The organism is Sphingomonas sp. M1A8_2b (genome assembly GCF_053345535.1).
The window spans coordinates 108,593-134,826 of the sequence record NZ_JBKFAH010000004.1 but is presented as its reverse complement, the minus strand read 5'-3'; the positions used below and the strand labels follow the sequence as shown (position 1 = coordinate 134,826).

24 protein-coding genes are annotated in these 26,234 nt (G+C 66.0%); 15 read left to right on the top strand and 9 right to left on the bottom strand.

The features are described 5' to 3' along the window. Positions 1-14: 14 nt before the first annotated feature. Together ACLBWL_RS15750 and ACLBWL_RS15745 are read right to left on the bottom strand one after the other, a co-directional pair. Positions 15-1,115: an NAD(P)/FAD-dependent oxidoreductase gene (locus ACLBWL_RS15750; RefSeq protein WP_447794637.1), complete on the bottom strand. Its 1,101-nt coding sequence runs from the start codon at positions 1,113-1,115 to the stop codon at positions 15-17. Next, the gene (locus ACLBWL_RS15745) at positions 1,115-2,185 is read right to left on the bottom strand and encodes an alpha/beta fold hydrolase (RefSeq protein ID WP_447794635.1); all 1,071 of its coding nucleotides are present in this window, start codon (positions 2,183-2,185) and stop codon (positions 1,115-1,117) included. Before ACLBWL_RS15745 ends, ACLBWL_RS15750 begins: the two co-directional genes overlap by 1 nt. Positions 2,186-2,204: 19 nt before the next feature. On the opposite strand from ACLBWL_RS15745, the gene ACLBWL_RS15740 reads away from it, so the two are divergent. The 8 genes from ACLBWL_RS15740 to ACLBWL_RS15705 are packed head-to-tail and all read left to right on the top strand — an operon-like array spanning position 2,205 to position 9,793. Next, a complete protein-coding gene (locus ACLBWL_RS15740; protein ID WP_447794633.1) occupies positions 2,205-2,678 on the top strand; it encodes an A24 family peptidase in 474 nt (157 codons plus the stop codon). A gap of 49 nt (positions 2,679-2,727) precedes the next feature. Continuing rightward, a complete protein-coding gene (gene cpaB / locus ACLBWL_RS15735) occupies positions 2,728-3,771 on the top strand; it encodes a Flp pilus assembly protein CpaB (protein ID WP_447794632.1) in 1,044 nt (347 codons plus the stop codon). Between the two features lies 1 nt (position 3,772). Continuing rightward, positions 3,773-5,410 carry a type II and III secretion system protein family protein gene (locus ACLBWL_RS15730; RefSeq protein WP_447794631.1) on the top strand — a complete coding sequence of 546 codons (1,638 nt, stop codon included), beginning with the start codon at positions 3,773-3,775 and terminating at the stop codon, positions 5,408-5,410. Between the two features lie 46 nt (positions 5,411-5,456). After that, complete coding sequence (locus tag ACLBWL_RS15725) at positions 5,457-6,086, top strand: CpaD family pilus assembly protein (protein WP_447794629.1); 630 nt, start codon at positions 5,457-5,459, stop codon at positions 6,084-6,086. Then, on the top strand, positions 6,086-7,375 hold the full coding sequence (locus ACLBWL_RS15720) for an AAA family ATPase (RefSeq protein ID WP_447794627.1): 1,290 nt from the start codon (positions 6,086-6,088) through the stop codon (positions 7,373-7,375). Before ACLBWL_RS15725 ends, ACLBWL_RS15720 begins: the two co-directional genes overlap by 1 nt. Continuing rightward, a complete protein-coding gene (locus ACLBWL_RS15715; protein ID WP_447794625.1) occupies positions 7,375-8,346 on the top strand; it encodes a type II secretion system F family protein in 972 nt (323 codons plus the stop codon). The genes ACLBWL_RS15720 and ACLBWL_RS15715 overlap by 1 nt, the downstream gene beginning before the upstream one ends. Positions 8,347-8,357: 11 nt before the next feature. Continuing rightward, complete coding sequence (locus ACLBWL_RS15710) at positions 8,358-9,350, top strand: type II secretion system F family protein (protein ID WP_447795036.1); 993 nt, start codon at positions 8,358-8,360, stop codon at positions 9,348-9,350. A 53-nt stretch (positions 9,351-9,403) separates the two neighbouring features. After that, a complete protein-coding gene (locus tag ACLBWL_RS15705) occupies positions 9,404-9,793 on the top strand; it encodes a hypothetical protein (RefSeq protein WP_447794624.1) in 390 nt (129 codons plus the stop codon). A gap of 243 nt (positions 9,794-10,036) precedes the next feature. On the opposite strand, the gene ppdK is transcribed toward ACLBWL_RS15705, so the two are convergent. The 3 genes from ppdK to ACLBWL_RS15690 all read right to left on the bottom strand — a co-directional run bounded on the left by ppdK (position 10,037) and on the right by ACLBWL_RS15690 (position 16,338). Beyond that, positions 10,037-12,700, bottom strand: a complete 2,664-nt coding sequence (ppdK, locus tag ACLBWL_RS15700; RefSeq protein ID WP_447794622.1) for a pyruvate, phosphate dikinase — start codon at positions 12,698-12,700, stop codon at positions 10,037-10,039. Positions 12,701-12,791: 91 nt separating this feature from the next. Continuing rightward, on the bottom strand, positions 12,792-15,266 hold the full coding sequence (gene glyS, locus ACLBWL_RS15695) for a glycine--tRNA ligase subunit beta (RefSeq protein ID WP_447794620.1): 2,475 nt from the start codon (positions 15,264-15,266) through the stop codon (positions 12,792-12,794). Positions 15,267-15,498: 232 nt separating this feature from the next. Next, complete coding sequence (locus ACLBWL_RS15690; protein ID WP_056047263.1) at positions 15,499-16,338, bottom strand: glycine--tRNA ligase subunit alpha; 840 nt, start codon at positions 16,336-16,338, stop codon at positions 15,499-15,501. A gap of 189 nt (positions 16,339-16,527) precedes the next feature. On the opposite strand from ACLBWL_RS15690, the gene ACLBWL_RS15685 reads away from it, so the two are divergent. From ACLBWL_RS15685 to ACLBWL_RS15670, 4 genes are all read left to right on the top strand, one after another. Next, positions 16,528-17,394, top strand: a complete 867-nt coding sequence (locus ACLBWL_RS15685; RefSeq protein WP_447795034.1) for a TraB/GumN family protein — start codon at positions 16,528-16,530, stop codon at positions 17,392-17,394. Positions 17,395-17,659: 265 nt separating this feature from the next. After that, a complete protein-coding gene (locus ACLBWL_RS15680; RefSeq protein WP_447794618.1) occupies positions 17,660-18,358 on the top strand; it encodes a 50S ribosomal protein L25/general stress protein Ctc in 699 nt (232 codons plus the stop codon). A 211-nt stretch (positions 18,359-18,569) separates the two neighbouring features. Beyond that, on the top strand, positions 18,570-19,139 hold the full coding sequence (pth, locus tag ACLBWL_RS15675; RefSeq protein ID WP_056488650.1) for an aminoacyl-tRNA hydrolase: 570 nt from the start codon (positions 18,570-18,572) through the stop codon (positions 19,137-19,139). After that, on the top strand, positions 19,136-19,741 hold the full coding sequence (locus ACLBWL_RS15670) for a TIGR02466 family protein (protein WP_447794615.1): 606 nt from the start codon (positions 19,136-19,138) through the stop codon (positions 19,739-19,741). Before pth ends, ACLBWL_RS15670 begins: the two co-directional genes overlap by 4 nt. 308 nt (positions 19,742-20,049) lie before the next feature. Here the strand turns inward: ACLBWL_RS15670 and ACLBWL_RS15665 are convergent, their stop codons facing one another. Then, positions 20,050-21,114: an NAD(P)-dependent alcohol dehydrogenase gene (locus ACLBWL_RS15665; protein ID WP_447794613.1), complete on the bottom strand. Its 1,065-nt coding sequence runs from the start codon at positions 21,112-21,114 to the stop codon at positions 20,050-20,052. Positions 21,115-21,444: 330 nt separating this feature from the next. Here ACLBWL_RS15665 and ychF point away from each other — a divergent pair, with 330 nt between their 5' ends. After that, positions 21,445-22,542, top strand: a complete 1,098-nt coding sequence (gene ychF, locus ACLBWL_RS15660) for a redox-regulated ATPase YchF (RefSeq protein ID WP_187505160.1) — start codon at positions 21,445-21,447, stop codon at positions 22,540-22,542. Positions 22,543-22,562: 20 nt separating this feature from the next. Here the strand turns inward: ychF and ACLBWL_RS15655 are convergent, their stop codons facing one another. Then, on the bottom strand, positions 22,563-22,955 hold the full coding sequence (locus ACLBWL_RS15655; RefSeq protein ID WP_447794611.1) for an excalibur calcium-binding domain-containing protein: 393 nt from the start codon (positions 22,953-22,955) through the stop codon (positions 22,563-22,565). 125 nt (positions 22,956-23,080) lie between these two features. Between ACLBWL_RS15655 and ACLBWL_RS15650 the strand changes: the two genes are divergently transcribed. Further along, positions 23,081-24,571, top strand: coding sequence for an ABC transporter substrate-binding protein (locus tag ACLBWL_RS15650; protein WP_447794609.1), 1,491 nt, complete (start codon positions 23,081-23,083; stop codon positions 24,569-24,571). A gap of 5 nt (positions 24,572-24,576) precedes the next feature. Next, on the top strand, positions 24,577-25,002 hold the full coding sequence (locus tag ACLBWL_RS15645; protein ID WP_447794607.1) for a DUF4112 domain-containing protein: 426 nt from the start codon (positions 24,577-24,579) through the stop codon (positions 25,000-25,002). A 51-nt stretch (positions 25,003-25,053) separates the two neighbouring features. On the opposite strand, the gene ACLBWL_RS15640 is transcribed toward ACLBWL_RS15645, so the two are convergent. Continuing rightward, the gene (locus ACLBWL_RS15640) at positions 25,054-25,770 is read right to left on the bottom strand and encodes a ribonuclease T2 family protein (protein ID WP_447794605.1); all 717 of its coding nucleotides are present in this window, start codon (positions 25,768-25,770) and stop codon (positions 25,054-25,056) included. Next, positions 25,760-26,218, bottom strand: a complete 459-nt coding sequence (locus tag ACLBWL_RS15635) for a hypothetical protein (RefSeq protein ID WP_447794603.1) — start codon at positions 26,216-26,218, stop codon at positions 25,760-25,762. Before ACLBWL_RS15635 ends, ACLBWL_RS15640 begins: the two co-directional genes overlap by 11 nt. Positions 26,219-26,234: the final 16 nt, after the last annotated feature.

Below are 26,234 nucleotides of genomic sequence, written 5' to 3'. Positions count from 1 at the left end.
CTCCTCATCGAAACCTAGGTCAGGCTAGCGGACAATCGATGCGGTGAATAGCGCGCCGGATCGATCGTCTCTACCGCCGTGCTGGGACTGTTCCCAAGCAACAGGCCGGACGCCAGCGCCGCGGCGGCGGGCGCCGTCTGGATCCCGAAACCGCCCTGCCCCGCGAACCAGAAGAAGGCAGGCGTATTCGGGTCGAGCCCGTAGATCGGCAAGCGATCGGGGGCGAAGGTCCGCAGCCCCGCCCAGCGCCGCTCGACCGCCGCAACGTGCCAGTCGACGACCTGTTCGAACCGGTCGATCGCCAGCGCGACGTCGATCTCTTCGGCGGCCGCGTCGCAGGCGGCGCTCGGGATCTCGTCATGGGGAGACAGCCAGACGCGACCGCCGGGCTCGGGCTTGAAATAGAAGCGGCCGGCGATGTCGGCGACATGCGGCAGGCCGTCGGGTGCGCCCGGGTCGGTGCGGAGCTGCGCCATCGTCCGGCGATACGCTTGCAGTCCGAGCGGGCGAACGCCGGCGCAGATCGCGACGCTGTCGGCCCACGCGCCGGCGGCGTTGACGAGCACGGTCGCCTCGTACTGCCCGGCGCGCGTAGCGATTGTCCAGCGACCTCCGGCACGGGTCGCGGCAGTCAACGCCGCGCCGGTGACGAACGTTGCCCCGGAGCGACGTGCGGCGGCGATGTACTCGGCGTGGAGCGCGGCGACGTCGATATAGGCGCAGCTCGCCTCGATCACGCCGATCGTCCAGTCGCGGCGGAGCCCGGGCACCAGCCCCGCCGGATCGACCCGGTCGAGCGCGACATCGCTATCGGCAAACGCGGCGAGGAACGCATCGGCGGCCGCCGCATCCTCGGCCCGACCGATGTGCAGCGATCCGAGCGGCGCGAGATAGCCACCGTCGCGGAGGAAGGCGCCGGATGCGGTCGTCAGCGGCTGGATCGCGGGACCGCCGTACGTTTCGGACCAGAAGGCGGCGGAACGCCCGGTGGCGTGGTAGCCCGGCATGTCCTCGGCTTCGAGGACGAGAATGCGGGCGTGCGGCGCGACCGCAGCGGCGAGGCTCGCGCCGGCCATTCCCGCACCGACGATCGCGATGTCGTAGACGGCCACCATCAGCGCGGCGGCACACACGCCGCCAGAGACGAATCGGCCAGAGACGAATCCGCCAGAAACGAAACGATCGCCGACAGCGCCCGGTCGCGCACCGGATCGGCCTCGCGAAGGATCTCGTGCGCCGACTCCGGACCGAACCGGACGACCTGCGCATCGCGCAATCGGGCCGCCAGCCGCAGCGCGGCGCGCGGGTCGACCAGCTTGTCGGCGTCGGCGACCAGCAGCAGCACCGGGATCTCGATCGATTCGACGCGGGGATCGGTCGCCAGCGCAGCCGCGCCCGCAAAGCCCTGCGCCAGCCACGCCCAGCTCGGCGGCCCAAGCACGAGGTCGGGCGAATTTTGCTGCCACCAGCGCTCGTCCTCGTAGCGCGCGACGTCGTGGGTCAGCAGTTGCTGGCGGGAGGCGACCGAGCCAGGCCGCTCGTTGGTCCGCCAGGCCGCACGCGCCGGATCGCCGTGGCTGGCCATCCACCGGGCGACCCGACCGGCAAAGCCCGCCCCGAACGGCGATTTCAAACCGATCATCGGCGCCACGAGGATCGCCGCGCTCGGCTCGATCGAACGGGCGGCCAGCGCGCGCATGACCATCATGCCGCCCATCGAGTGGCCGAGCACGACGCGCGGCCGTGGCGACGCCTTGTCATCCTCCGCGCCATCCTCCGCGCCATCCTCCGCGATCCAGTCCGCCCAGAACGCCGCGAGATCGCGGTCGTACACGCCGTAATCGCTTGCGTGGCCGACATGCGGATCGGCCGACAGTCGCCCCGAACCGCCCTGCCCGCGCCAGTCAAATGCGGTCACCGACCAGCCCTGTGCCCGGAGGTGCGCGAACGTCTCGAGGTACTTCTCGAAGATGTCGCCCCGGCCGGTCTGGAACAGGATGTAGCCACGCGGCGCCGCCGCAGGCCAATCGAACCGCCGCAGCTTCCACCCGTCGGGCGCGGTCCAATGGCCGATGTGGGCGCCATCGGGAATCGCCCGCCGCCCCGCCGAACCATCGTCCGATCCGGCGAAGGTATCGGATTTGGGCGGGAAATTACCGAGGACGGTTACTTTTTCGAAAGTCATCTCGGTTAGGACTTAGCCGATGGGGTCCAACATTGCTCTGCCAATTTTGATTTTCGTGCTCGGGGGGCTGCTGGTCTCGGTCGGGATCGAGGACGCGCGAACGCGGGAAATCGGCAACTGGAAGAACGCTGCGGTCGCGCTGCTCGCACCGATATGGTGGTATGCGAACGGGCTCGACATGTGGCCCGACATGGCGCTCCAGCTCGGCGTCGCGTTGGCGGTGTTCGCGGTATTCCTGGTCGCGTTCCACTTCGGGATGATGGGCGGCGGCGACGTCAAGCTGATCGTCGCGCTGGCGCTGTGGCTGCCGTTCCCGGCGTTCCTGTCGATGCTGATGGTCATGTCGATCGCCGGCGGAATCGTCACGATCGTCATGATGATCGAGCGGACAATCAAGAAGAATACGGGCCAGATCGAGGTTCCGTACGGCGTGGCGATAGCATTCGCTGGGCTTCTGGCACTCCGCGAACCACTCCTTAACCAGTTTCAGTGATTATTAACCTCGGAACAAGTACCGGGCGCCTGAAAGGCACGATGTAGTCATGGACAGCCGCAAGATACTTTTGCTGGTAGGCGCGCTTATTGTCGCGGCCGTCACAGCCTTCTTTGCCAGAACGCTCGTGGCGGGAAGCTCGGCGCCGCAAGCCGGCGCCACGACGATGGCCGCGCCGGTCGTCGATGGGCCCGAGGTGCTCGTCGCGACGCGCTCGCTGCCGGTCGGCACGATTCTGGACGCCACCGCGCTGAAGTTCCAGCCCTGGCCCAAGGAGCTGGTCGACAACGCCTATTATCTTCGCGACAAGACCAACCTCCAGTCGTTGCAGGGCACGGTGGTGCGCAGCATCATCACCGCCGGGCAGCCGGTGACGCAGGGCGCGCTGGTGAAGCCGGGCGATCGCGGGTTTCTCGCCGCGGCGCTCGGTCCGGGCATGCGCGCGGTCTCCGTCCCCGTGTCGGCGCAGGCCGCGGTTGCGGGCTTCGTCTTTCCGGGCGATCGGATCGATCTCGTCCTGACGCAGACGGTCGCCGGCGGCGGCGATGGGCAGCCGCTCAAGGTGTCGGAGACGATCATGCGCAACATCCGCGTGCTCGCCACCGACCAGCGGACCGACAATCTGGTCGGCGAAGACGGCAAGACCAAGGTCCAGACATTCTCCAACGTGACGATCGAAGCGACGCCGAAGATGGCCGAGCAGGTCGCGGTCGCGCAGACGCTCGGCACGCTGTCGCTATCGCTGCGCTCGATCGCGGACAATTCGGCCGAACTCGAAGAAGCGATCGCGTCGGGCGCGGTAAGGGTGCCCAACGGTACCGATCCGAAGGCCGAAAAGGCGATGATGGTGCGGCTTGCGAGCCAGCCTTCGGCCGGCGCGTCGAGCTACCAGACCGGTGCGGACGTTTCGCGGTATCAGCGCAGTACGGTGCCCGGCAAGCCGGCCGAAAGTGGCGGCGGGATGGGCGGCCAGGGGGGCATGCCAGTTCCGGTCGGTGCATCCACGACCAGTGCGGCGGTCGTGCAAGGACCGGTCGTGCGGGTGGCGCGCGGCAACGCAATGACCGTCGTTCCGGTCGGGGGGAAGAATTAAGATGCGTACTCCATCGACTCGCCCCATCGGCACGGCGCGCCGGAAAGCCGCGCTGGCATGGCCGCTCGCGGTCGTCCTGGTTGCGGTGACGGCAGCGCCTTCGGTGCCCGCGCTGGCGCAGCGCGCGCGCGGTGCCGTCGCCCCCGCCGGATCGCCGGTCGTGCAGGTCAACACCGGCCGCGGCCGGCTGGTGACGCTCGCGCGGCCGATGAGCGACCTGTTCGTCGCCGACGACGCGATCGCCGACGTTCAGGTCCGTTCGCCGACGCAGTTGTACGTGTTCGGCAAGAAGACCGGCGAGACGACGATCTCGGCCACCGCCAAGGGTGGCGCGGTCGTCTATTCGGCGACGATTCGGGTCGGCAACAACCTCGACTCGGTCCAGCAGATGCTTGGGCTGGCGATGCCGGAGGCGCAGGTAGTCGCGACGCCGATGAACGGCCTGATCCTGTTGACCGGCACGGTCGCCGCGCCGGAGGACGCGGCCGAAGCCGAGCGCTTGGTCCAGGCGTTCGTCGGCGATTCGACCAAAGTGCTCTCGCGGCTGAAGACCGCGACGCCGTTGCAGGTGAACCTGCAGGTGCGGATCGCCGAGGTCAGTCGCAGTTTCGTCAAGAATATCGGTGTCAATCTGCTGACGCAGGACCGGAGCGGATCGGGCTTCCTGTTCGGCAGCACCTCCGGAACGCCGGGAACGATCACGTATAATCCGACCACCGGCGTGAAGACCTCGACCTATGCGGTGGGATCGCAGCGCTCGACGCTCGGCATCGCGGGCCGACTGCTCGGCACCGACCTGCTCGCCGCGATCGATCTCGGCGAAACCACCGGGCAGGTCACGACGCTCGCCAATCCGAACCTCACCGCGCTGTCGGGCGAGACGGGGACGTTTCTCGCCGGCGGCGAAGTGCCGATCCCGATCGCGCAGGCGCTCGGCACCGTCTCGGTCGACTACAAACAATATGGCGTGAGCCTCGCCTATACGCCGACGGTTCTCTCGGATGGCCGCATCTCGCTGCGCGTCCGCCCCGAAGTATCGCAACTCGATTACTCGAACGCCGTGACGCTCAACGGCACGCGCGTGCCCGGCCTGACCACCAGGCGGACCGAGACGACCGTCGAACTGGGCTCCGGCCAGAGCATGATGATCAGCGGCCTGCTGTCGAACAGCCACAATAATTCGTACGACAAGACGCCCGGATTGGCGAACCTGCCGATCATCGGCGCGCTCTTTCGCTCGAACGCGTTCCAGCGCAACGAGACCGAACTCGTCATCGTGATCACGCCGTACCTGGTGAAGCCGGTCAACAATGCGAGCGACATCGCCCTGCCGACCGACGGCGCGCGCGCGCCGACCGATATCGACCGGGTGCTGCTCGGCACGTTGAGTGCGAGCGGCGGCGGCAAGCGTCCGGTGCCGACCGTAGCGCGTCCCGGCTATGTCCAGCCGTCGGTCGGCGCCGCCGCGCCTGTCATGCCGGTGCCGCAGGGGGATATCCGTCGCAACGAAGATGACGTCAGGGTGCCGGCGCCGGTCACTTCCGGCAGCGGCAATGGTACCGGCAGCGGTACAGGCAGGGGGGGCAAGCGCACCAAGCCCGGCACGGCCGCCGTCCCCGCCCCCGGCTTCTCGAATTGATCTGGCCGCAGCCATGCCTCTGCGCTTCACGCCCCAAGGATTTCCGATGATCAAGAAATCGATCCTAGCGTCGCTCGTCCCCGCGCTGCTCCTCGGCGGATGTATGGGGACCGAGAACCGCGGCCTCGAATCGGTGCATCAGCCGGTTGTGAGCCGCTCCGACTACGCGCTCGATCTCGCCGTGTCCGGTGGCGGCTTGGCGAGTGGCGAACAGCAGCGGCTGGCGGGCTGGATGACGACGATGCGGCTGGGCTACGGCGACCGCGTCGCGATCGACGATCCCGCCGGCGAGGCGCCCGGCGCACGCGGCGACGTCGCCGCGGTGGTCGCGCAATACGGACTGTTGCTCAGCGACGATGCCCCGGTGACCCCCGCCCCGCTCACCCCCGGCGCGATCCGCGTGGTCGTCAGCAGGATGCGCGCCGGGGTGCCGCATTGCCCCGACTGGTCGCGCGACGCGACCAACGAGGTCGAGTCGAACACCTCGTCCAACTATGGCTGCGCGATCAACAGCAACCTCGCGGCGATGATCGCCAATCCGGCCGATCTGGTCCGCGGCGCGCCGGGCGCAGAAACCACCGATGCGGCGGTGTCGTACAAGGCAATCGACACCTACCGCAAAAAGGCACCGTCCGGTGCCGGTGGCCTCAGCACCGCCAGCGCGGGAGGAAAGTAATGAACGCGCCCTGGAAACCGGGTGGCATCGCGCACCGCGAGCCGTTCACCGCTTATGTCTGCGACGATATCACCGCAGATGCACTGCGCCCGATCGCCACCGAACTTGGCTGGTCGGTCGACAAGATCCACAAGGGTGGCCTGCGCAACGCGATCCAGTCGCTGTCGGTATCGGCCTCGCCGCAGATCCTGTTCGTCGATCTCGCCGAATCGGGCGACCCCCTCAACGACATCAACGCGCTCGCTGAAGTCTGCGAGCCGGGCACGGTGGTGATCGCGGCGGGTCAGGTGAACGATGTTCGCCTGTACCGCGATCTGGTCGCCAGCGGGATCCAGGATTATCTGCTGAAGCCGTTGCAGCCCGACATGCTGCGCGAGGCGTTCTCGCACGCGCAGACGATCCTGAATGCACCCAAGCACATCGAGGTCTCGCTCGATCGTCCCCATTGTGCGGTCGCGGTGATCGGAACGCGCGGCGGGGTCGGCGCATCGACGATCGCGACATCGATCGCTTGGTTGCTGGCGGACCATGAAGGGCGCGCAACCGCGTTGCTTGATCTCGACGTCCATTTCGGGACCGGCGCACTCGGGCTCGATCTCGAACCAGGCCGCGGGCTGACCGACGCGATCGAGAATCCGAGCCGAATCGACGGGCTGTTCATCGAACGCGCGATGGTGAAGGCATCGGAGAAGCTGTCCGTCCTGTCGGCGGAGGCGCCGATCAATGCACCGCTGATCACCGACGGCTCTGCCTTCTTCCAGCTGCAGGAGGAAATGCGCGCGGCGTTCGAGTGCACCGTTGTAGACCTCCCGCGCGGAATATTGATCCAACATCCGCATCTGATCAGCGACGTGAAGCTGATCGTGCTCGTCACCGATCTGACGCTGGCGGCGGCGCGCGACACGATCCGAATCCTGTCGTGGCTGAAATCGAACACGCAGCAGACCACGGTGTACGTGGTGGCCAACCGGATGCACGCGGGCGGCCAGCTCGAGATCAACCGCAAGGACTTCGAAGGGTCGATCGAACGCAAGATCGACTATATCGTGCCGTTCGACCAGAAGCTGGCGGCGCAAGCCGCCAAGCTCGGTAAGCCGATCGTCGAGGTCGGCAAGACGTCGAAGACCATCGCGCCGATCCTCGCGCTGGCCTCCGACATCGCCGCGGCATCGGCCGACGTCGATATCGCCGGTAGAAAAGGGGCGAAGGGCAAGTCGCTGATCGGCAAGTTCAGCAATCTGAAGGGCCTTATCCCGAAGCGCGCGGCCAAGCCGGCACCCGTCAAATAATGGACATGATGCCGCTCCTGCTGGTGATGATCGGTGCCTTCGTGGTGCTGGGCATGGTGCTGTTCGCGTTCGCAGGACCGTCCGCGGGCCGCGCGCAGTCGCGCCGGATATCCTCGTTGCGCGAGCGGCACGGCGACGCACTCGTCGTCGCCGAAGCGCAGATGCGGCGGATCTCGACCAACCGCGACACCAAGATGGATCTCGCCTTCGGTCGCATCCTGCCGAACCCGGAGCAGTTGGCAAAGCGCCTCGCGATGACCGGCAAGGATTGGACCGTCGGGCAATACGGCATGGTGACGGCGGGGATCGCGCTGGTCGTCGCGATGCTCATGCTGATCAAGGGGTTGCCGATCCTGCTGGCGCTGATGTTCGGGCTGTTCGTTGGCGTCGGCCTGCCTCATTTCGTCGTCGGGAAGACCATCGCGCGACGGATCGGCAAGTTCACCGCGAAGTTTCCCGATGCGATCGACCTGCTGGTCCGGGGCTTGCGCTCCGGCCTGCCGATCAGTGAGACGATCGGCGTGGTTGGTCAGGAGGTCGAGGGGCCGGTCGGCGAGGAATTCCGGGCGATCAGCGACAAGATGAAGATCGGCCGGACGATGGACGCCGCGCTGCAGGAGACTGCCGACCGGCTCGGCACGCCCGAATTCCAGTTCTTCGTGATCACGATCGCGATCCAGCGTGAAACCGGTGGCAATCTGGCGGAAACGCTCGCCAATTTGTCGCACGTCCTGCGCATGCGCAGTCAGATGAAGCTGAAGATCAAGGCGATGTCGTCGGAATCGAAGGCGTCGGCCTACATCATCGGCGCGCTGCCGTTCATCGTGTTCGCGATGATCTGGTTCATCAACGGCCGATATATGCAGAATTTCTTCATCGACCAGCGGCTGATGGCGATCGGCATGGGCGGCATGGTGTGGATGGCGATCGGCGCCTTCATCATGTCCAAGATGATCAGCTTCGAGATTTAAGGGCCAGGATGATGGGCGGAACCGCCGGACCTACTATTCTCGGGATCGACGTCCTGCTGGTCGCGACGATCCTGTCGGGCGTCGCGGCGTTCGCGGTCATGATCGCGATCTATGCGGTGACCACCGTCCGCGATCCGATGACGAAGCGCGTCAAGGCGCTGAACGATCGCCGCGAGCAGCTTAAGGCGGGCATCACCGCCTCCACCAAGCGGCGTGCGAAACTGGTCCAGCGCAACGACACCGCCGACAAGATGCGCGGCATGCTGTCGTCGATGAAGATGCTGCAGGACAGCCAGGTCAAGGCGGTCCAGCTGAAGCTGATGCAGGCCGGCATCCGATCGAAGGAATGGGCGCCGGCGGTGATCTTCGGGCGCCTCGTGCTGCCGATCGTGCTGGGCGGCGCGATGCTGTACTGGGTGTACGGGACCGACGGTTTCGCGACCTGGGGGCCGCTGAAGAAATACGGGCTCGTCGCGATGACTTTCATCATGAGCTACAAGGCGCCCGACCTGTATCTCGACAACAAGATCAAGAAGCGCTCGGACGCGATCCGCAAGGGGTTGCCGGATGCGCTCGATCTGCTGGTGATCTGCGCCGAGGCGGGGTTGACCGTCGATGCCGCATTCCACCGGGTCGCGCGCGAACTGGGGCGGGCATATCCGGAGCTGGGCGAAGAGTTCACGCTGACCGCGATCGAACTCGGGTTCCTGACGGATCGGCGGATGGCGTTCGAGAATCTGGCACAGCGGGTGAAGCTGGATGCGGTGAAGGGAGTCGTCACGACGATGATCCAGACCGAGAAATACGGCACGCCGCTGGCGTCGGCGCTGCGCGTGCTGTCGGGCGAATTCCGCAACGAGCGGATGATGCGGGCGGAGGAGAAGGCGGCGCGGTTGCCGGCGATCATGACGATCCCGCTGATCCTGTTCATCCTGCCGGTGTTGTTCGTCGTCATCCTGGGGCCGGCGGCATGTTCGATCTCCGATGCGCTTATGAAAACCTGAAGCAACCGGCGGCGCGGAGGATCGTTGGGCTCCCGTAACAGGAGGGTTTTACGATGCTGTTGTTTTCCACACCTACGCAGTTCGCGGCGCTTGCGCTGGTTTTCGTTGCCGGCTGGCTGTTCGGATTGGCGAGCCATCCGGGGGGGAAGAAGTGGAAGGCGCGCTATCTGGCGGAGCGGGACGCGCATGCTTCGGTGAAGAAGGATGGCGATGTTCGCGCGGCGGCAGCGGAGAAGCGAGCGGTCGAGGCCGAGCGGGAGAATGCCCGGTTGGTGAAGGAGGTCGAGGCGGCGCGGGTTGCTCCGGCGGTCGTTGAGCGGGCGCCGGTTGTGGATACGTCGCGGTCCGGGGCGCTGTCTTCGTCGCGGCCGGGTTATGCTCGGCCGGCGTATAATGCCGATGGGACCAAGCGTGGGTGGTTCGATTTCGATCAGCGTCGGTAAGGGTTGGGGTTGATTTAGGTCGGCCCCCGCCCCCTTGTTCTCCCGCGAAGGCGGGAGTCCAGTCTGGGTCCCCGCCTTCGCGGGGAAACATTCTTTTGTTCTTCCACCCCGGCGGAGGCCGGGGCCCAATTGGGGGTGCTGAGTAACTGAGGGTGGTCCTTCGTTACTTTGGACGTTCCAATTGGGCCCCGGCCTTCGCCGGGGTGGTAGCCCTAAATAGAGTGGTGCTATTTTGGGTGGCGCTTACTTCTTCGACAGTGCCGCTTGGGCCGCTGCTAGGCGGGCAATCGGGACTCGGTACGGGCTGGCGGACACGTAATCCAACCCAACCTTCTCGCAGAACGCGATGCTCGCCGGGTCGCCGCCGTGTTCGCCGCAGATCCCTAGCTTGATACCCGCGCGGGTTTTCCGCCCACGTTCCGCGGCGATCTCGATCAGTTCGCCTACTCCCTCCACGTCGATGCTGACGAACGGGTCCTTCGCGTAGATGCCCTGCTCGACATACGCGCCGAGGAAGCGCGAGGCGTCGTCTCGGCTGACGCCTAGCGTGGTCTGCGTCAGGTCGTTGGTGCCGAACGAGAAGAACTCGCCGACTTCCGCGATTTCGCCCGCACGCAATGCGGCGCGCGGGAGTTCGATCATTGTGCCGACGAGATACTCGATCGTTCGGCCCTTTTCGGCGAACACGGCCTGCGCAGCCTTGTCGACGACGGCCTTCATCAGTTCCAGCTCGCGGCGGGTCGCCACCAACGGGATCATGACTTCGGGGATCGGGGCTGCGCCGGACTTCTCCGCGACGTCGACTGCCGCCTCGAAGATCGCGCGGGCCTGCATCTCGTAGATTTCGGGATAGGTCACGCCGAGACGGCAGCCGCGGTGGCCGAGCATCGGGTTGAACTCGTGCAGTTCCGCCGCGCGGCGCTTTAGCGTGTCAACGTCGACGCCAGCCGCGGTCGCGACTTCCGCGAATTCGGATTCCTCGTGGGGGAGGAATTCGTGGAGCGGCGGATCGAGCAGGCGGATCGTCACCGGGAGCCCCGCCATCACCTCAAGGATCTCGGTGAAGTCCTTGCGCTGCTCGGGAAGCAGCTTCTCCAGTGCGACGCGGCGTCCCTTTTCATCGCTCGCCAGGATCATCTGGCGGACGTTGGTGATGCGGCTGCTCTCGAAGAACATGTGCTCGGTGCGACACAGGCCGACACCCTCGGCGCCGAACTCGCGCGCGACTCGGCAATCTTCCGGCGTCTCCGCATTGGCGCGAACCTTCAGGCGGCGGACCTCGTCGGCCCACACCATCAAGGTCGCGAAATCGCCCGACAGCTCGGGCTGCACGGTCGCGACCGCGCCGATCATCACTTCGCCGGTGGTGCCGTCGATGGTGAGCAGGTCGCCCTCCTTCACCTCGCGGCCGCCGCAGCGCATGATCTTCGCCTTGGCGTCGATGGAGAGCGTGCCGGCGCCCGAAACGCAGGGACGGCCCATGCCGCGTGCCACCACCGCAGCATGCGACGTCATCCCGCCGCGTGCGGTGAGGATGCCCTTGGCGGCGTGCATGCCGTGGATGTCGTCGGGCGAGGTCTCGGTGCGGACGAGGATGACGGCGACGCCATCCGCCGCTTTCTTCTCGGCGGCATCGGCGTCGAACACGACTGCACCCGAGGCTGCACCCGGCGATGCGGGGAGGCCCTTGGTCAGCACGTCGCGGTGCGCTTTCGGATCGAGCGTCGGGTGGAGCAGCTGGTCGAGCGCCATCGGCTCGACGCGCAGGATCGCTTCCTCGCGGGTGATGAGACCTTCGTTCGCCATGTCGACGGCGATCTTGAGCGCGGCCTTGGCGGTACGCTTGCCGGCGCGGGTCTGGAGCATCCAGAGCTTGGTCTTCTCGACCGTGAACTCGATGTCCTGCATGTCGCGGTAGTGGTTTTCGAGCGTGTCGAACACGTCGGCGAGCTGGTGGTAGACCTCGGGCATCGCCTCTTCCATCGAGGCGGGCTTGGCGCCGGCGTCTTCGCGCGCGGTCTTGGTGAGGTATTGCGGGGTGCGGATGCCGGCGACGACGTCCTCGCCCTGCGCGTTGATCAGGAATTCGCCGTAATAGGCGCGGTCGCCCTTCGACGGGTCGCGCGTGAAGGCGACGCCGGTCGCCGAGGTGTCGCCCATGTTGCCGAACACCATCGCCTGGATGTTGACCGCGGTGCCCCAGCCGCCGGGGATGTCGTTGAGGCGGCGATAGACTTTCGCACGCTCGGACTGCCACGAGCCGAAGACCGCGCCGACCGCGCCCCAGAGCTGGTCGTGGACGTCCTGCGGGAAGGGCTTGCCCCAGAGCTTCTCGACGAGGCCCTTATACTCCGCGACGAGTTTCCGGAGATCGTCGGCCGAGAGTTCGGTGTCGAGCGTGAAGCCCTGGTCTTCCTTGGCGATCTCCAGCGCTTCCTCGAACGCGCCGTGATCGAGTTCGAGCACGACGTCGGCGTACATCTGGATGAAGCGGCGATAGCTGTCCCAGGCAAAGCGCGCGTCCTCGGACTTGGCGGCGAGGCCCTCGACGGTCTGGTCGTTGAGGCCGAGATTGAGGACGGTGTCCATCATCCCCGGCATCGACGCGCGGGCGCCGGAGCGGACCGAGACGAGCAGCGGGTCGGCGGGGTCGCCGAATGTCTTGCCGGTGACGCCTTCGATGTGGGCGAGGCCGGTGGCGACCTCGTCGCGCAGGCTTTGCGGGAACTGGCCGCCTTCGTCGTAATAGACCGCGCAGAAATCGGTCGAGATCGTGAAGCCCGGCGGGACCGGGAGGCCGATCGACGCCATCTCGGCGAGGTTCGCGCCCTTGCCGCCCAGCAGGTTCTTGTCGCCCTTGCCGCCATCCGAAACACCGCCGCCGAAGCGATACACATATTGGGTCATGGTCGGTCCTCTAAGTGCTTGTTTTCACTGGTAGGGCAAAAGTGAAGTGCAGGAAGTGCAGACGCTGGGAGCGGTCTGCACTTCCCTTCAATCAGCCCTCGATCTTCGAAAAATCTGCGACATTGTGCACTGCGGCACGGACTCGCTCAAGTAGCTGGAGACGGTGCGAGCGCTTTGCGGGGTCGGCGTCGTTGACGATAACGCTATCAAAAAACGCGTCGATCGGCGCGCGCAGCGACGCGAGCGCGGCCATCGCCGCGGCGAAATCCTCGCGCGCGATCGCGGCGGTGGCGCGGGGTTCGGCGGAGTCTAGCGCGGTCATCAGCGCGGTCTCTGCCGGTTCGGGGGTGTAGGACAGCATCTTCTCCCTCTCCCCTGCGGGGAGAGGGTCGGGGTGAGGGGCTGTTCCGGGCGCTGCATTGCTTGGCAGCCCCTCACCCCTACCCTCTCCCCGCAGGGGAGAGGGAGCAGAAGGCGCCTCCTTCTTCAGGATATTGGCGGCGCGCTTATAGCCGGCGAGCAGGTTTGCGCCGTCCTCGGTGGTGACGAACGCCTGGAGCGCGTGGACGCGCGCGAGCAGGCGGACGAGATCGTCCTCGCCACCGAGCGCGAACACCGCGTCGATCAGGTCGTGACGGACGCCGGCTTCGCGTTGCTGGACTTTGAGGCGCTCCAAAATTAACGAAACTACTGAAAGTCTAAAATCAGCAAAATTGTCGTTCTTACTTCCCTTTTGCCGAGCCAAGCGATCAACCCAAGTGTTAAAGCGCGGCTCTTCGCCACCTTCAATAAGTGGGCGTAACCTACTTGCCACATCATACCGAATGTCTTCGTATGATCCGCTAGTCAAAATACCGAATATACTCGCGAACTGATCGCTTCTGCGACCGCGCAAATCGTTGCTAGCGGCAGAATTATTCATATCTGTAGTAATTTGCTTAAGCGTTATAATAATCCACTGCAGGATTACTCGACTGAGCGGTAGCTCAACGTTGTTATCGAAAATAGTGCGGATTATCGAGATCACAGAACGGCGGATCGCAAAAGGATCCTTCGATCCTGTTGGTCCTAGATCGATTGAAAGAAAGCTGAGTGCGGTATCCAGCTTGTCCGCCAGGCTTACCACGACCGTTACCGGGTCGGTGGGGACATCATCGCCTTGACCGACCGGTTTGTAGTGGTCGCGGATGGCGGTGGCGACGGCCGGGTGCTCGCCCTGCGCGGCGGCGTAGTAGCCTCCCACCAGGCCTTGCAGCTCGGGGAACTCGCCGACCATGCCGGTGACGAGGTCTGCCTTTGCGAGGCGGGCTGCGCGGTCTGCTAGGTCTGCCAACTGCTCCCTCTCCCCTGCGGGGAGAGGGTTGGGGTGAGGGGCTGTTCCGGGGGTGGCGCTGCTTGGCAGCCCCTCACCCCGGCCCTCTCCCCGCAGGGGAGAGGGAGCAGAAGTGACCATGCCCTCTTCTACCAGCCAGCGGGCGAGCTTCGCGACGCGGTCGACCTTGTCGGCTACGGTGCCGAGCTTTTCGTGGAAGACGATCTTCGACAGCTTCTCCGCCTGCTCTTCGAGCGGGACCTTGAGGTCGGTGTCGTAGAAGAACTTGGCATCCGACAAGCGCGCGGCGAGGACCTTGCGGTTGCCCTCGACGATGCTCGCGCCGCCGTCGTGCGCATCGATGTTAGCGGTACAGACGAACGCGTTGGCGAGCTTTCCGTCGGCCCCGCGGCAGACGAAATATTTCTGGTTCACGCGGGCGGTGAGCTGGATCACCTCGGGCGGGACGTCGAGAAATTCGGGGTCGAATTGGCCTAGCAGGGGAATCGGCCATTCGGCGAGGCCGGCATTCTCCGCGACGAGTCCCTCGTCCTCGATCAGTTCGAGCCCGGCCTGCGCGGCGGCTTCGCGGGCGTGGTCGCGGATCAGCGTGGCGCGTTCGTCGTGGTCGACGATGACGTGGCAGGCGCGCAGTTTCTCGACATAGTCGTGCGCGCCGCCGATCGTGATCTGGTACGGGTGGTGGAAGCGGTGGCCGAGCGTGGCGGCGCCGCTGGCGATGCCGGCGATCTCGAACGGCACGATCTCTTCGCCGAGCAGCGCGACGATGCCCTGCAGCGGGCGGACCCACCGGAGCGATTCGGTGCTGGCCGACGCATCGCCCCAGCGCATCGACTTCGGCCACGGGAACGCGCGGACGATCGCGGGGATCGCGTCTGCGAGTACGGCGGCGGTGGCGCGGCCGGGCTTTTCGGTGACCGCGAACAGCGTGCCGTTGCGGTCTATCAGTTGCTCGCGCGTGAGGCCGGTTTTCCGCAGGAACCCTTCGAGCGCTTGTGGGGGGGCGGAGGTCTTGGGGCCCTTGGTTTCCTCGGAGACAGCGGCGGTCTCGAGCGGCAGGTCGCGCGCGATCAGCGTCAGGCGGCGCGGGGTCGCGTAGGTGACGATGTCGCTGGTGACGATGCCGGCCTTGGCGAGCTCGGCGGTGAACAGCTTGGCGAGATCGTCTCGCGCCTTGGACTGCATCCGGGCGGGGATTTCTTCGGAGCGGAGTTCTAGGAGGAAGTCGGTCATTTGGGTTCGCACGCGAAGAAGGGAGAAGGGGTTTCGCGCAGAGGCGCAGAGGCGCGGAGGAGAAGGGTAGAAGAGAAGGTTGGAGCGATTGCGCTGCGCGCGGCCAAGTGACGCCGCAGGCGTCTTTCACCATGCCGAAGCCGGATCGCCGGTCGATATACCGACGGGCCTTCCTTCTGCTCCGCGCCTCTGCGCCTCTGCGCGCAAAAACCTTCTTGTCGACGAACAGCCATCACGCCGCCCATCCGTGCTTGTCCATCCAGGCGGCGCAGGCGCCTTTGGCGAGGTCTCGGACGCGGCCCATATAGGCTTGGCGTTCGGCTACCGAGATTACGCCGCGGGCCTGGAGGAGGTTGAAGATGTGGCTGGCTTTGATCGCCTGCTCGTAGGCCGGGATCGGGAGCTTGGCGGAGAGGCTGTTCTCGCATTCGGCGACGTGCTTGCGGAACTGGTCGAACAGGGAGTCCGTGTCGGCGATCTCGAAGTTCCACTTCGACATCTCCTGCTCGTTCTCCAGGAACACGTCGCCGTAGGTCACGCCGGCGTCGTTGAAGGCGAGATCGTAGACCGAGTCCTTGTCCTGGATGTACATCGCGAGGCGCTCCAACCCGTAGGTGAGTTCGCCGGCGACGGGCTTCATGTCGAAGCCGCCCATCTGCTGGAAATAGGTGAACTGAGTCACCTCCATGCCGTCGCACCAGACCTCCCAGCCGAGACCCCAGGCGCCGAGCGTCGGGCTTTCCCAGTCGTCCTCGACAAAGCGGATGTCGTGCTTCAGCATGTCGATGCCGATCGCCGCGAGGCTGCCGAGGTAGAGTTCCTGGAGGTTGGCGGGGCTCGGTTTCAGGATGACCTGATACTGATAGTAATGCTGGAGCCGGTTGGGGTTCTCGCCGTAGCGGCCGTCGGTCGGGCGGCGGCAGGGCTGGACGAACGCGGCGTTCCACGGTTTCGGCCCGAGCGCGCGGAGCGTCGTGGCGGTGTGGAAGGTGCCCGCGCCCATTTCCATGTCGTAGGGCTGCAGGATCAGGCATCCGTGTTCGCTCCAGTAATCGTGGAGCGTGAGGATCATGCGCTGGAAGCTAAGAGGCTTTATCACGGGCTGGGTCACGCGCGGGCTTTGGCGGATGGGGGTGCGGGAGGCAAGTGGTGCGTTTGCGCCGGGGCCCCTACATGGGGCGCAACCCATGATGAGGATGCCATCGCCTTGAAGCTGTTTTCGAAGATTGTCTCGTTCCGGTCGGCGCTGTCCGCCATGGCGATGGCGTTCGCGTTGCCCGCCTGTGCGCAGGTAGCGCCCAAGCCCGTGCAGGCCGCCAATGACGCCGATCCGGCACTTTGGGTGGTGAAGGACAAGGACACGACGATCTACCTGTTCGGGACGATCCATGTGTTGAAGCCCGGCATGACGTGGTTCGACGAGGCGGTGAAGACTGCGTTCGATCGGTCGAACCAAGTGGTGCTGGAGCTGGTGATGCCCGATCCCGCGAAGATGCAGAGCCTCGTAATGGCGACCGGCGTGTCGAAGGACGGCCCGACGCTGACCGAGCAGCTGCCCGCGGACAAGCGGGCGGCGTATGCCAAGGCGGTGACGGATCTGGGGCTGCCGGCGAATGCGTTCGATCGGTTCAAGCCGTGGCTGGCCGCGACCAACCTGTCGATCGCGCCTTTGTCGAAGCTGGGGTACGATTCGGCAAATGGGCCGGAGCAGGTGATTACCGCGGCGGCGAAGGCTGCGGGGAAGCCGGTGATCGGGCTTGAGACGGCGGAGCAGCAGCTGGGGTATTTCGGCGGACTGTCGCAGACCGCGCAGATCCAGTTCCTCGGCAGCACGATCGACGAGTTGCCGACGCTGGAGAAGACGATGGCGACGATGGTCGACGACTGGGCGAAGGGCGATCCCGAGGCTTTGGCCAGGGAGATGAACGACGACCTGAAGGACTCGCCCGAGGTGGCGAAGGCGCTGCTGTTCGACCGCAATGCGCGCTGGGCGGAGTGGGTCGCGAACCGGATGAAGTCGCCGGGGACTGTGTTCGTGGCGGTGGGGGCCGGGCATCTGGCGGGCGCCGACAGCGTGCAGGCGCAGCTGGCGAAGCTTGGGGTCAAGGCTGAGCGGGTGAAGTATTGAGGTGCCGAGTCTCTCTCCCCTCGGGGAGAGGGAGGGAGGAGCACTTGCGACGGAAGGGTGAGGGGGAGTTGGGATAAACGTCCCGAGCCTCACCACCCCTCACCCTCCCACGTGCAAGCGCACGCGGGCCCCTCCCTCTCCCCGGAGGGGCGAGGGGTTTAGTTGATTCTAACGCCGCTTTCCGCTATGCGCCCGCGCTTCCGGTCCATGGTCATCCCTGGAGGCGTGGGCGGGAAGGACAACAAACGAGTTTCGGAGAATACAGATGAGCGACCAGTTGACGCTCGCAGCCGAGACGCGTGACCGGGTTGGCAAGGGAGCCTCCCGGGCGCTGCGTCGTGATGGCCGCGTGCCTGCCGTGATCTACGGCCTGAACAAGGAGCCGATGTCGGTTCACCTCGAGGAAAAGGCGCTGATGAAGGCGCTGATGACGGGCCACTTCATGAATTCGGTCGTGATGGTCAACGGCATCCGCACGCTGCCGAAGGACGTTTCGTTCCACCCGGTTTCGGATCGCCCGATCCATGTCGACTTCCTGCGCATCGGCGCGCACTCGACGGTGACGGTCGCGGTTCCGGTCGCCTTCATCGACGAAGACGACGCGCCGGGCATCAAGAAGGGCAAGGGCGTCCTCAACATCACGCGCCACGAGATCGAGCTGGTCGTCGACGCGTCGGACATCCCGAGCGAGATCACGATTTCGCTTAGCGGGATGGAGATCGGTGATTCGATCCACATCAGCGACGTGAAGCTGCCCAAGGGCGCGACGCCCGCGATCGACGACCGCGACTTCGCGATCGCCACGATCGTGCCGCCGACCGTGCCGACCGTCGAGGACGAGATCCTCGAGGCCGAAGTCGCCGAAGCGCAGGCTGCCGAAGCTGCTGCCGAGGAAGAGACCCCGGTCGAGCCGAACGACGATGACAACGACGACGACAAGATCACGCCGCAGAAGAAGGACTGAGGGTTCAGCCCTTCGTCTTAGGATGATCTGGCGGGCGGGAAAGCTAGGGCTTTCCCGCCCGTTTCGTTTTATGGCGTCCCCTACTGTTCCCTCGCGAACGCGGGGGTCCAGGAGCCAAGAGCGCCGCCGCCCGTTACCCTGGGCTCCCGCCTTCGCGGGAGAACAGCTTATGTGGTCGAGCGCCTGACCGTTTCGTTTTGGAGAATCACACGTGCAGATCTGGGCGGGACTGGGCAATCCGGGGGCGCAATATGCGATGCACCGGCACAATGTCGGGTTCATGGTCGCCGACGCGATCGCCGAGGTGCACGGCTTCGGCGCGGTCAAGAAGCAGTTCCAGGGCTGGACGCAGGAGGGGCGGATCGGCTCGACCAAGATCCTGCTGCTGAAGCCCGCGACCTTCATGAACGAGAGTGGGCGCGCGATCGGCGAGGCGCTGCGGTTCTACAAGTTGGGCGTCGAGGCGCTGACGGTGTTCCACGACGAACTCGATATCGCGCCGTTCCGCGTGAAGGTGAAGACCGGCGGCGGGACCGCGGGGCATAACGGGCTGCGCTCGACCGACCAGCATCTGGGGCCGGAGTTTCGCCGCGTGCGGCTGGGGATCGGGCATCCGGGACACAAGGATCGCGTGACCGGGTACGTGCTCGGGAATTATGCGAAGGCCGAGATCGAGCCGTTGAGCGACATGCTCGGCGCGGTCGCGGCGGAGGCCAAGTGGCTGGCGGAAGGCGACGACGTCCGCTTCATGAACGATGTCGCGTTGAGGATGCAACCATGACCACCCGTTCCCTGTTTGCCACGCGGTTCTACGAGGCCGATCTCGGCGATGACGATCTGGTCGAGGAACTGGAGGATGCCGCGCTCGAACTCTCGAAGGCGGATCGTGCCGGGGTCGCGTGGTCGAAGGCGCATGGGTATCGCGGGTATACGTCGTATGCGTCGCTGAACGACCTGCCGCTGCGCGATCCGCGGTTCGGGGATCTGGTGCGGCTGCTGAACAAGCATGTCGCGCAGTTCGCGAAGGATTGTGCATTCGATCTGGGCGGGCGGAAGTTGAAGCTCGACAGTCTTTGGGTGAACGTCCTGAAGCCTGGGGGCGCGCATTCGGGGCATATCCATCCGCATAGCGTCGTTTCGGGGACGATGTACGTGGCGATTCCCGAGGGGGCTGGGGCGTTGAAGCTGGAGGATCCTCGGTTGCCGATGATGATGGCGGCGCCGACGCGGCTGGAGGATGCGGCGGAGGATCTGCGGACGTTCGTCTATGCGGAGCCCAAGCCGGGGAGTGTGTTCTTATGGGAGAGCTGGCTCAGGCATGAGGTTGTGCCGAATGCTGCCAAGGGTCAGCGGATCAGTATTAGTTTTAATTATCGGTGGTGATTGGGGCGGCTGAGACAGTTCGGCCTGCAAAGTACCACCCCGGCGCAGGCCGGGGCCCAATTGGGGAACGTTGCTAACGAATGGCTGCCCTTCCTCACAACCGCCTTCCCAATTGGGCCCCGGCCTTCGCCGGGGTGGTGGTGTTTGGGGGAGCGGTCGACACCTTCTTCTTACCCCTCCCCTTCAGGGGAGGGTTGGGGTGGGGCTTGGCCGCAACTGCATGCGCTCGTGGCACTGCCCCACCCCGACCCTCCCCTGAAGGGGAGGGAGTTTGGGGCGGCACTCGTTGAGCACCGCCCCCTACCCGATCAGGCCGCCTTCATCGTCGCCATGTCGATGACGAAGCGGTACTTCACGTCGCTCTTCACCATGCGCTGATACGAGGGTTCGATCTCGTCCATGCGGATCATCTCGATGTCCGATACCAACCCGTGCTCGTTACAGAAATCGAGCATCTCCTGCGTCTCGGCGATCCCGCCGATCAACGAGCCGGCGATCGCGCGGCGCTTGAAGATCAAATTGCCGACCGAAGGCGACGGATGCGCATGCTCGGGGACGCCGACCAGAGTCATCGTCCCGTCGCGCTTCAGCAACGCGGTGAACGTGTCGAGGTTGTGGCTGGCCGCGACGGTGTTCAGGATGAAGTCGAAGCTGTTGGCGTGCTCGGCCATCGCAGCCTCGTCCTTCGACACGATCAGGTCCTTCGCGCCGAGACGCTTTGCGTCGTCGCGCTTGTTGGGCGAAGTCGAGAAGACGTAGACCTCAGCGCCCATCGCGTTGGCGATCTTGACGCCCATGTGGCCGAGACCGCCCAAGCCGACGATGCCGACCTTCTGGCCGGGGCCGACCTTCCAGTGCTTCAGCGGCGAATAGGTGGTGATGCCGGCGCACAGCAGCGGCGCGACCGCGGCGAGATCGGACTCGGGATGCGAGACCTTCAGCACGAAGCCTTCGTCGACGACGATCTTGTCCGAATAGCCGCCGAAGGTGTGGCCGCCGAGCACCGGATCGGGGCCGTTATAGGTGCCGACGAAGCCGGTGGTCTCGCAATATTGCTCCTCGCCGTCCTTGCACGACGGGCACTCGCCGCAGCTGTCGACCATGCAGCCGACGCCGACGACGTCACCGACCTTGAACTTGGTGACGTCGCTGCCGACGGCGGTGACGTGACCGACGATCTCGTGGCCCGGGACGCAGGGGTAGAGCGTGCCTTCCCACTCGCCCTTGGCGGTGTGGAGGTCGGAATGGCAGACGCCGCAGAACGCGATGTCGATCGCGACGTCGGTCTTGCCGGGTTCGCGGCGCTCGAAACTGAACGGGGCGAGCGGGGTTTCGGGGGATTGCGCGGCGTAGCCGTTGGCGGTCGTGGTCATGAGGTTCCTGATCTATCTCAAGCTGGGATCGGGATATAAGCGTCGACCATATGATAACTACCGGTCGGTATGATTATTTTGCTGCACTGCGGCAATCGAGTGGGTCGATCAGCGTTTCGAACGGAATGATCCTCCCCTGCCAGGGGGAGGTGGCGCGAAGCGACGGAGGGGGAGGAACACGCAACATTGGTTGCGTGTTCCTCCCCCTCCGTCAGGCAAGTGCCTGCCACCTCCCCCTGGCGGGGGAGGATTAGGAAGAGGCGGCCTTCACTGGCCTTCCTTGCCGCCCTGCCCTAAAGCGCCACCACATTCTTATACCAAGGGCATATCATGGGTTTTCGCTGCGGCATCGTGGGGCTGCCGAACGTCGGCAAGTCCACTCTCTTCAACGCGCTGACCGAGACGGCCGCGGCGCAGGCGGCGAACTATCCGTTCTGCACGATCGAGCCCAACGTCGGTAACGTCGGCGTGCCCGACAAGCGGCTCGACGCGCTCGCCAAGATCGCCGGATCGCAGAAGATCATCGAGACGCAGCTTGGCTTCGTCGACATCGCCGGCCTCGTGCGCGGCGCGTCGAAGGGCGAAGGGCTAGGGAACCAGTTCCTCGGCAACATCCGCGAGGTCGACGCGATCGTCCACGTGCTGCGCTGCTTCGAGAATGGCGACGTGACTCATGTCGACAACAAGGTCGATCCGATCGCCGATGCCGAGACGGTCGACACCGAGCTGATGCTGAGCGACCTCGAAAGCCTTGAGAAGCGCGTGCCGAACCTCGCCAAGAAGGGCATGCAGGGCGACAAGGAGGCCAAGATCGGCGCCGCGGTGCTCGGCCAGGCGCTGGAACTGCTCCGCGAGGGCAAGCCCGCGCGGCTGACCGTGCCGAAGGACGAGGACGAGGCGCGCGTGTTCGCGCAGGCGCAGTTGCTGACCGCGAAACCCGTGCTGTACGTGTGCAACGTCGACGAGGGCGATGCGGCGAACGGCAATGCGCTGTCGGCGCGGGTGTTCGAGAAGGCAAAGGCCGAGGGCGCCGAGGCGGTCGTGGTATCGGCGGCGATCGAGGCGGAAATCGCGACGATGCCCGCCGAGGATCGCGGCGAGTTTCTCGGCGAACTCGGGCTGGAGGAGACCGGCCTCGCGCGCGTCATCACCGCGGGGTACAAGCTGCTCCATCTGCTGACGTTCTTCACGGTCGGTCCGAAGGAAGCGCGGGCCTGGACCGTCCACGAGGGCGCGACGGCCCCGCAGGCCGCGGGCGAGATCCACGGCGATTTCGAAAAGGGCTTCATCCGCGCCGAGACGATCGCGTTCGACGACTTCATCGCGCTGGGTGGGGAATCGAAGGCGCGCGAGGCGGGCAAGCTGCGCGCGGAAGGCAAGGCGTACGTCGTCCAGGACGGCGACGTGATGCACTTCCTCCACAGCTGATCGAGCGGGCGACGGCGGATTTAGCGGCGATAGTCCTCGCACGCGATCCCGTCGCCGTCGCCGTCCATGCCTTCGCGGTAGCCGGGGGAGCCGCGATGCAGCGGCGTCACGCCCGCCGCGCGGGCTTCGCGGCATCCGCTGTAGACGACGCCCGCCGGGGCAAATCGGGCGACCGGCAGTGCGGCCCGCCCGTATACCGGTCGCGTGACGTTATAGGGCGCGGCATCACGGATCGGTGCGGCTGTCGCGACGCGGGCGCGTTGCTCGGCCTCTGGCGATTGCAGTACTCCCGGGACGGGGACCGGTCGGCCCAAGTCGGGCGGTGGCGCGCCCGGCGGCGGCACGGCGGTCCAGACGCCGGCGAACACCAGCGCCGATGAGATTGCGGTGATGGCGATGAACGATCGATCCATGACGCCCTTATAATCGCGAACCTCTTCACGAAGGCTTAGCAGCGCCGCTGCGGGCTTTGCCCCCTGTCATTGATACGTGACCCTGGCTATTCCCGATCTCGCGCGGTGTTGGACGGAGGGCGGCAATGACGGACCAGAATGCCAATCCCCTCGCCGGGCGACCGGGTATCGTCCGCACTGCAGCGCTCCTGCTCGCCGGGTGCGTCCTGCTCGCCGGGTGCGACCAGCGGCGGGATACGGGGGCGGTCGTCGTCAGTGCGATCGGCGCGCGGCCGGAAGCGGTCGATGCCAGCCGCATCGCGCTCGACACGCCTGCCCGGTTGCTGATGGATTCGACCGCGCAGGGGCTCGTGCGGTTCGATGCGACCGGCCAGATCGAGCCCGGTATCGCCGAACGCTGGATCGTGATCGACGGCGGCATGAGCTATATCTTCCGCCTGCGCGAGGTGAAATGGAGCGACGGCACGCCGGTCACCGCGGCGCAGGTCGTGGCGATGCTGGAACGACAGTTCCGGCGGGGATCGCGCAACCCGCTGGCGCCGTTCATGACCGCGATCGACGAGATCGTCGTGATGACGCCGCAGGTGATCGAGGTGCGGCTGTCGCGCCCGCGCCCCGACCTGTTGAAGCTGTTCGCGCAACCCGAACTCGCGCTGCTGCGGTTGCAGCCCGTCAGCGGCACCGGGCCGTTCCATATCGCGCGCGGCGGACCTGCGCCGCTGCTGCGCCCCGCCTTCGATCCCGGCGAGGCGGACCCCGACGACCAGCACGACGTGAAGGCGGAGGAGGACGTCCGGTTGATCGGCGAACGCGCCGCGCGCGCGATCGCGCGGTTCGCCCATCGCGATTCGGATCTGGTCAGCGGTGGCAGCTTCGTCGACTGGCCGTTGCTCGCCACCGCCGACATCGCGCCGGCCAACATCCGCGTCGATCCCGCGGTCGGGCTGTTCGGGCTGGCGATCGTTCGCCGCGACGGGTTCCTCGCCGATGCCGCCAACCGCGCGGCGGTGTCGGAGGCGATCGATCGGACCGCGCTGACCGCGGCGATCGCGCCGAACTGGGACGCGGCGGACCGGATTCTTCCCGATATCCTCGATTCCGCGGCGCTGCCCCAGGTTCCGCCGTGGACGCTGTTGACCCAGGACGAGCGGCGCGCGGCGGCGCGGCAGCGGGTCGCCGCATGGACCGGCGGGCCGATCGCGCTGCGGATCGCGCTGCCAAGCGGTCCGGGTGCGACATTGCTGTACGCGCATGTCGCCGCGTCGTTGATGGCGATCGGGATCACTCCGTCGCGGGTCGCGCTCGACGCCGATGCCGAGCTGAAGCTGGTCGACGCGGTCGCACCCTATGACAGCGCGCGCTGGTATCTGGCGAGCGCGTGCGTGGTGTGCGGCGAGCCTGCGCAGGCCGCGCTCGAGGCGGCGCGCGAGGCGCCGACGCTGGCGGAGCGGAGTGCGCGGATCGCCGCGGCGGATGCGGCGATGAACGACGACGTGGCATTCATTCCGCTGGCGCGCCCGCTGCGCTGGTCGCTGGTGACTGCGAGACTCGCGCAGTGGCAGGCGAACCCGCGCGCGTGGCACCCGTTGAACCGGTTGCGCGCCGATACCAACTAAAGCGTATGAAACCGACCGTCACCCGCATCACTCCCGGATCGATCCTCGACACGCTGCCGATGGGGCGCGACGCATTATCGGTGCGCCGCCGCGTCGAGGCGATGGAGCGCGTGATGGAGGGGCTGTTCCAGATCCCCGGCACCAACCGCAAGGTCGGCCTCGACGTGATCCTCGATATCATACCGTTCGCGGGCAGCACGATCGCCGCGGCGGTCGGTGGCTGGATGGCGTGGGAAGCGCGCAACATCGGCATGTCGAAGGTTCAGGTGGCGCGGATGGCGGGCAATATCGGCGTCGACTGGGCGCTCGGCATGATCCCGTTCGTCGGCGCGGTGCCCGATTTCTTCTTCCGCTCGAACACGCGCAACCTGCGGATCATCAAGAAGCATCTCGACCGGCATTATCCGTCGACGACGATTCTGGAGGGGTAGAGGCGTCATGCCCTTGATCCTCCCCCGCCAAGGGGAGGATTGGGACAGTCCTTACCGGGTGCCGCGCCAGATCTTCAAGGCAGCGCCCTCGGCGAGCCCACCCTGGTGGACCGGGCAGCGGCGGTAGCGGAAGCGGCGGTCGAGGCAGATCCAGACCTCGTCGAGCCAGCCCAGCTTCGTCGCCGTCACGCGCATCATGTCGGCGTTGAGCCCGGGATTGGCGGACGCCATCGCCGCGGCGAACCGCCCCGCGGTCAGCGGTGCGCGCGACAGGCCGTCCATATCCGGATAGCGCAGCTTGCCGTACAGCCCGGCGGACTGGTTGAAATATTTCGCGGGACGATAGCCTGGCATGCAGGTGCCGTGCTTGGCCCATTCGTGCTGGAGCAATTGCGCAGACGGGGTCGTGCAGAGATGCGCGCGGATCACCGGTGGCGGCACGAACTCGGCGGCGCGACAATATTGCGGCCAGTCCTTGTCGACGCCGTCGGGCCACAGGCCGTGCAGCGTAAACCCGAAGCGGTTGGCCGCCCCGCACTGGAACTGCGCCCCCGGGCGCGTGCCGTTGTCGCGGCAATATTGCGGGGCCCAGGTGATCGCGAGCGTATAGCCGCCGATCGGAACGATGCGCTTGGGCTGGCTATCGGACGGCAAATCGGGGCGCACGCGCTCGACGCTGGCCGGGGTCGAGCATTGATACGCCTGCGCCTGGACGACGCCGGGCAACGCCAGCGCCGCGGCGGCGGCGACGGTCAGTCTAACGATCATGCGGCATGTCCTCATCGAGAATAACGTCGGCACCCGGCCGCTCGCCGAACCATGGTTTCGCGTCGGGCTTCAGAAGCTGGAGCGCGGCGGCGACATAGATCACGCTCGACACGATCGATATGACCAGCGGGGCGGCGGGCGTCGCATGCCCGGTCGTCAACTGCACCAGCGAGATCGCGACACCGATCGCCGAGATGGCGGCCAGCACGACCACCACCCACTTCGCGGTCACACTCGGGGTGCGCGCGGTGAAATACCAGAGCAACAGCGTGATCGCGATCCCGGCGACCTCGAACGTCGGCAGTATCCAGGCGATCTGCGCGAGCACCGGATTGGCCGCGACCATCGCCTTGCGCTGACCCGCGCTCAGCGCCGAGACGATCGCCCCCAGGACGAACGACGCGAGATACAGCCGTTCGTAGCGGGCGATGGATATCGGCCTGATCATCGTCCCCCTATCCGCG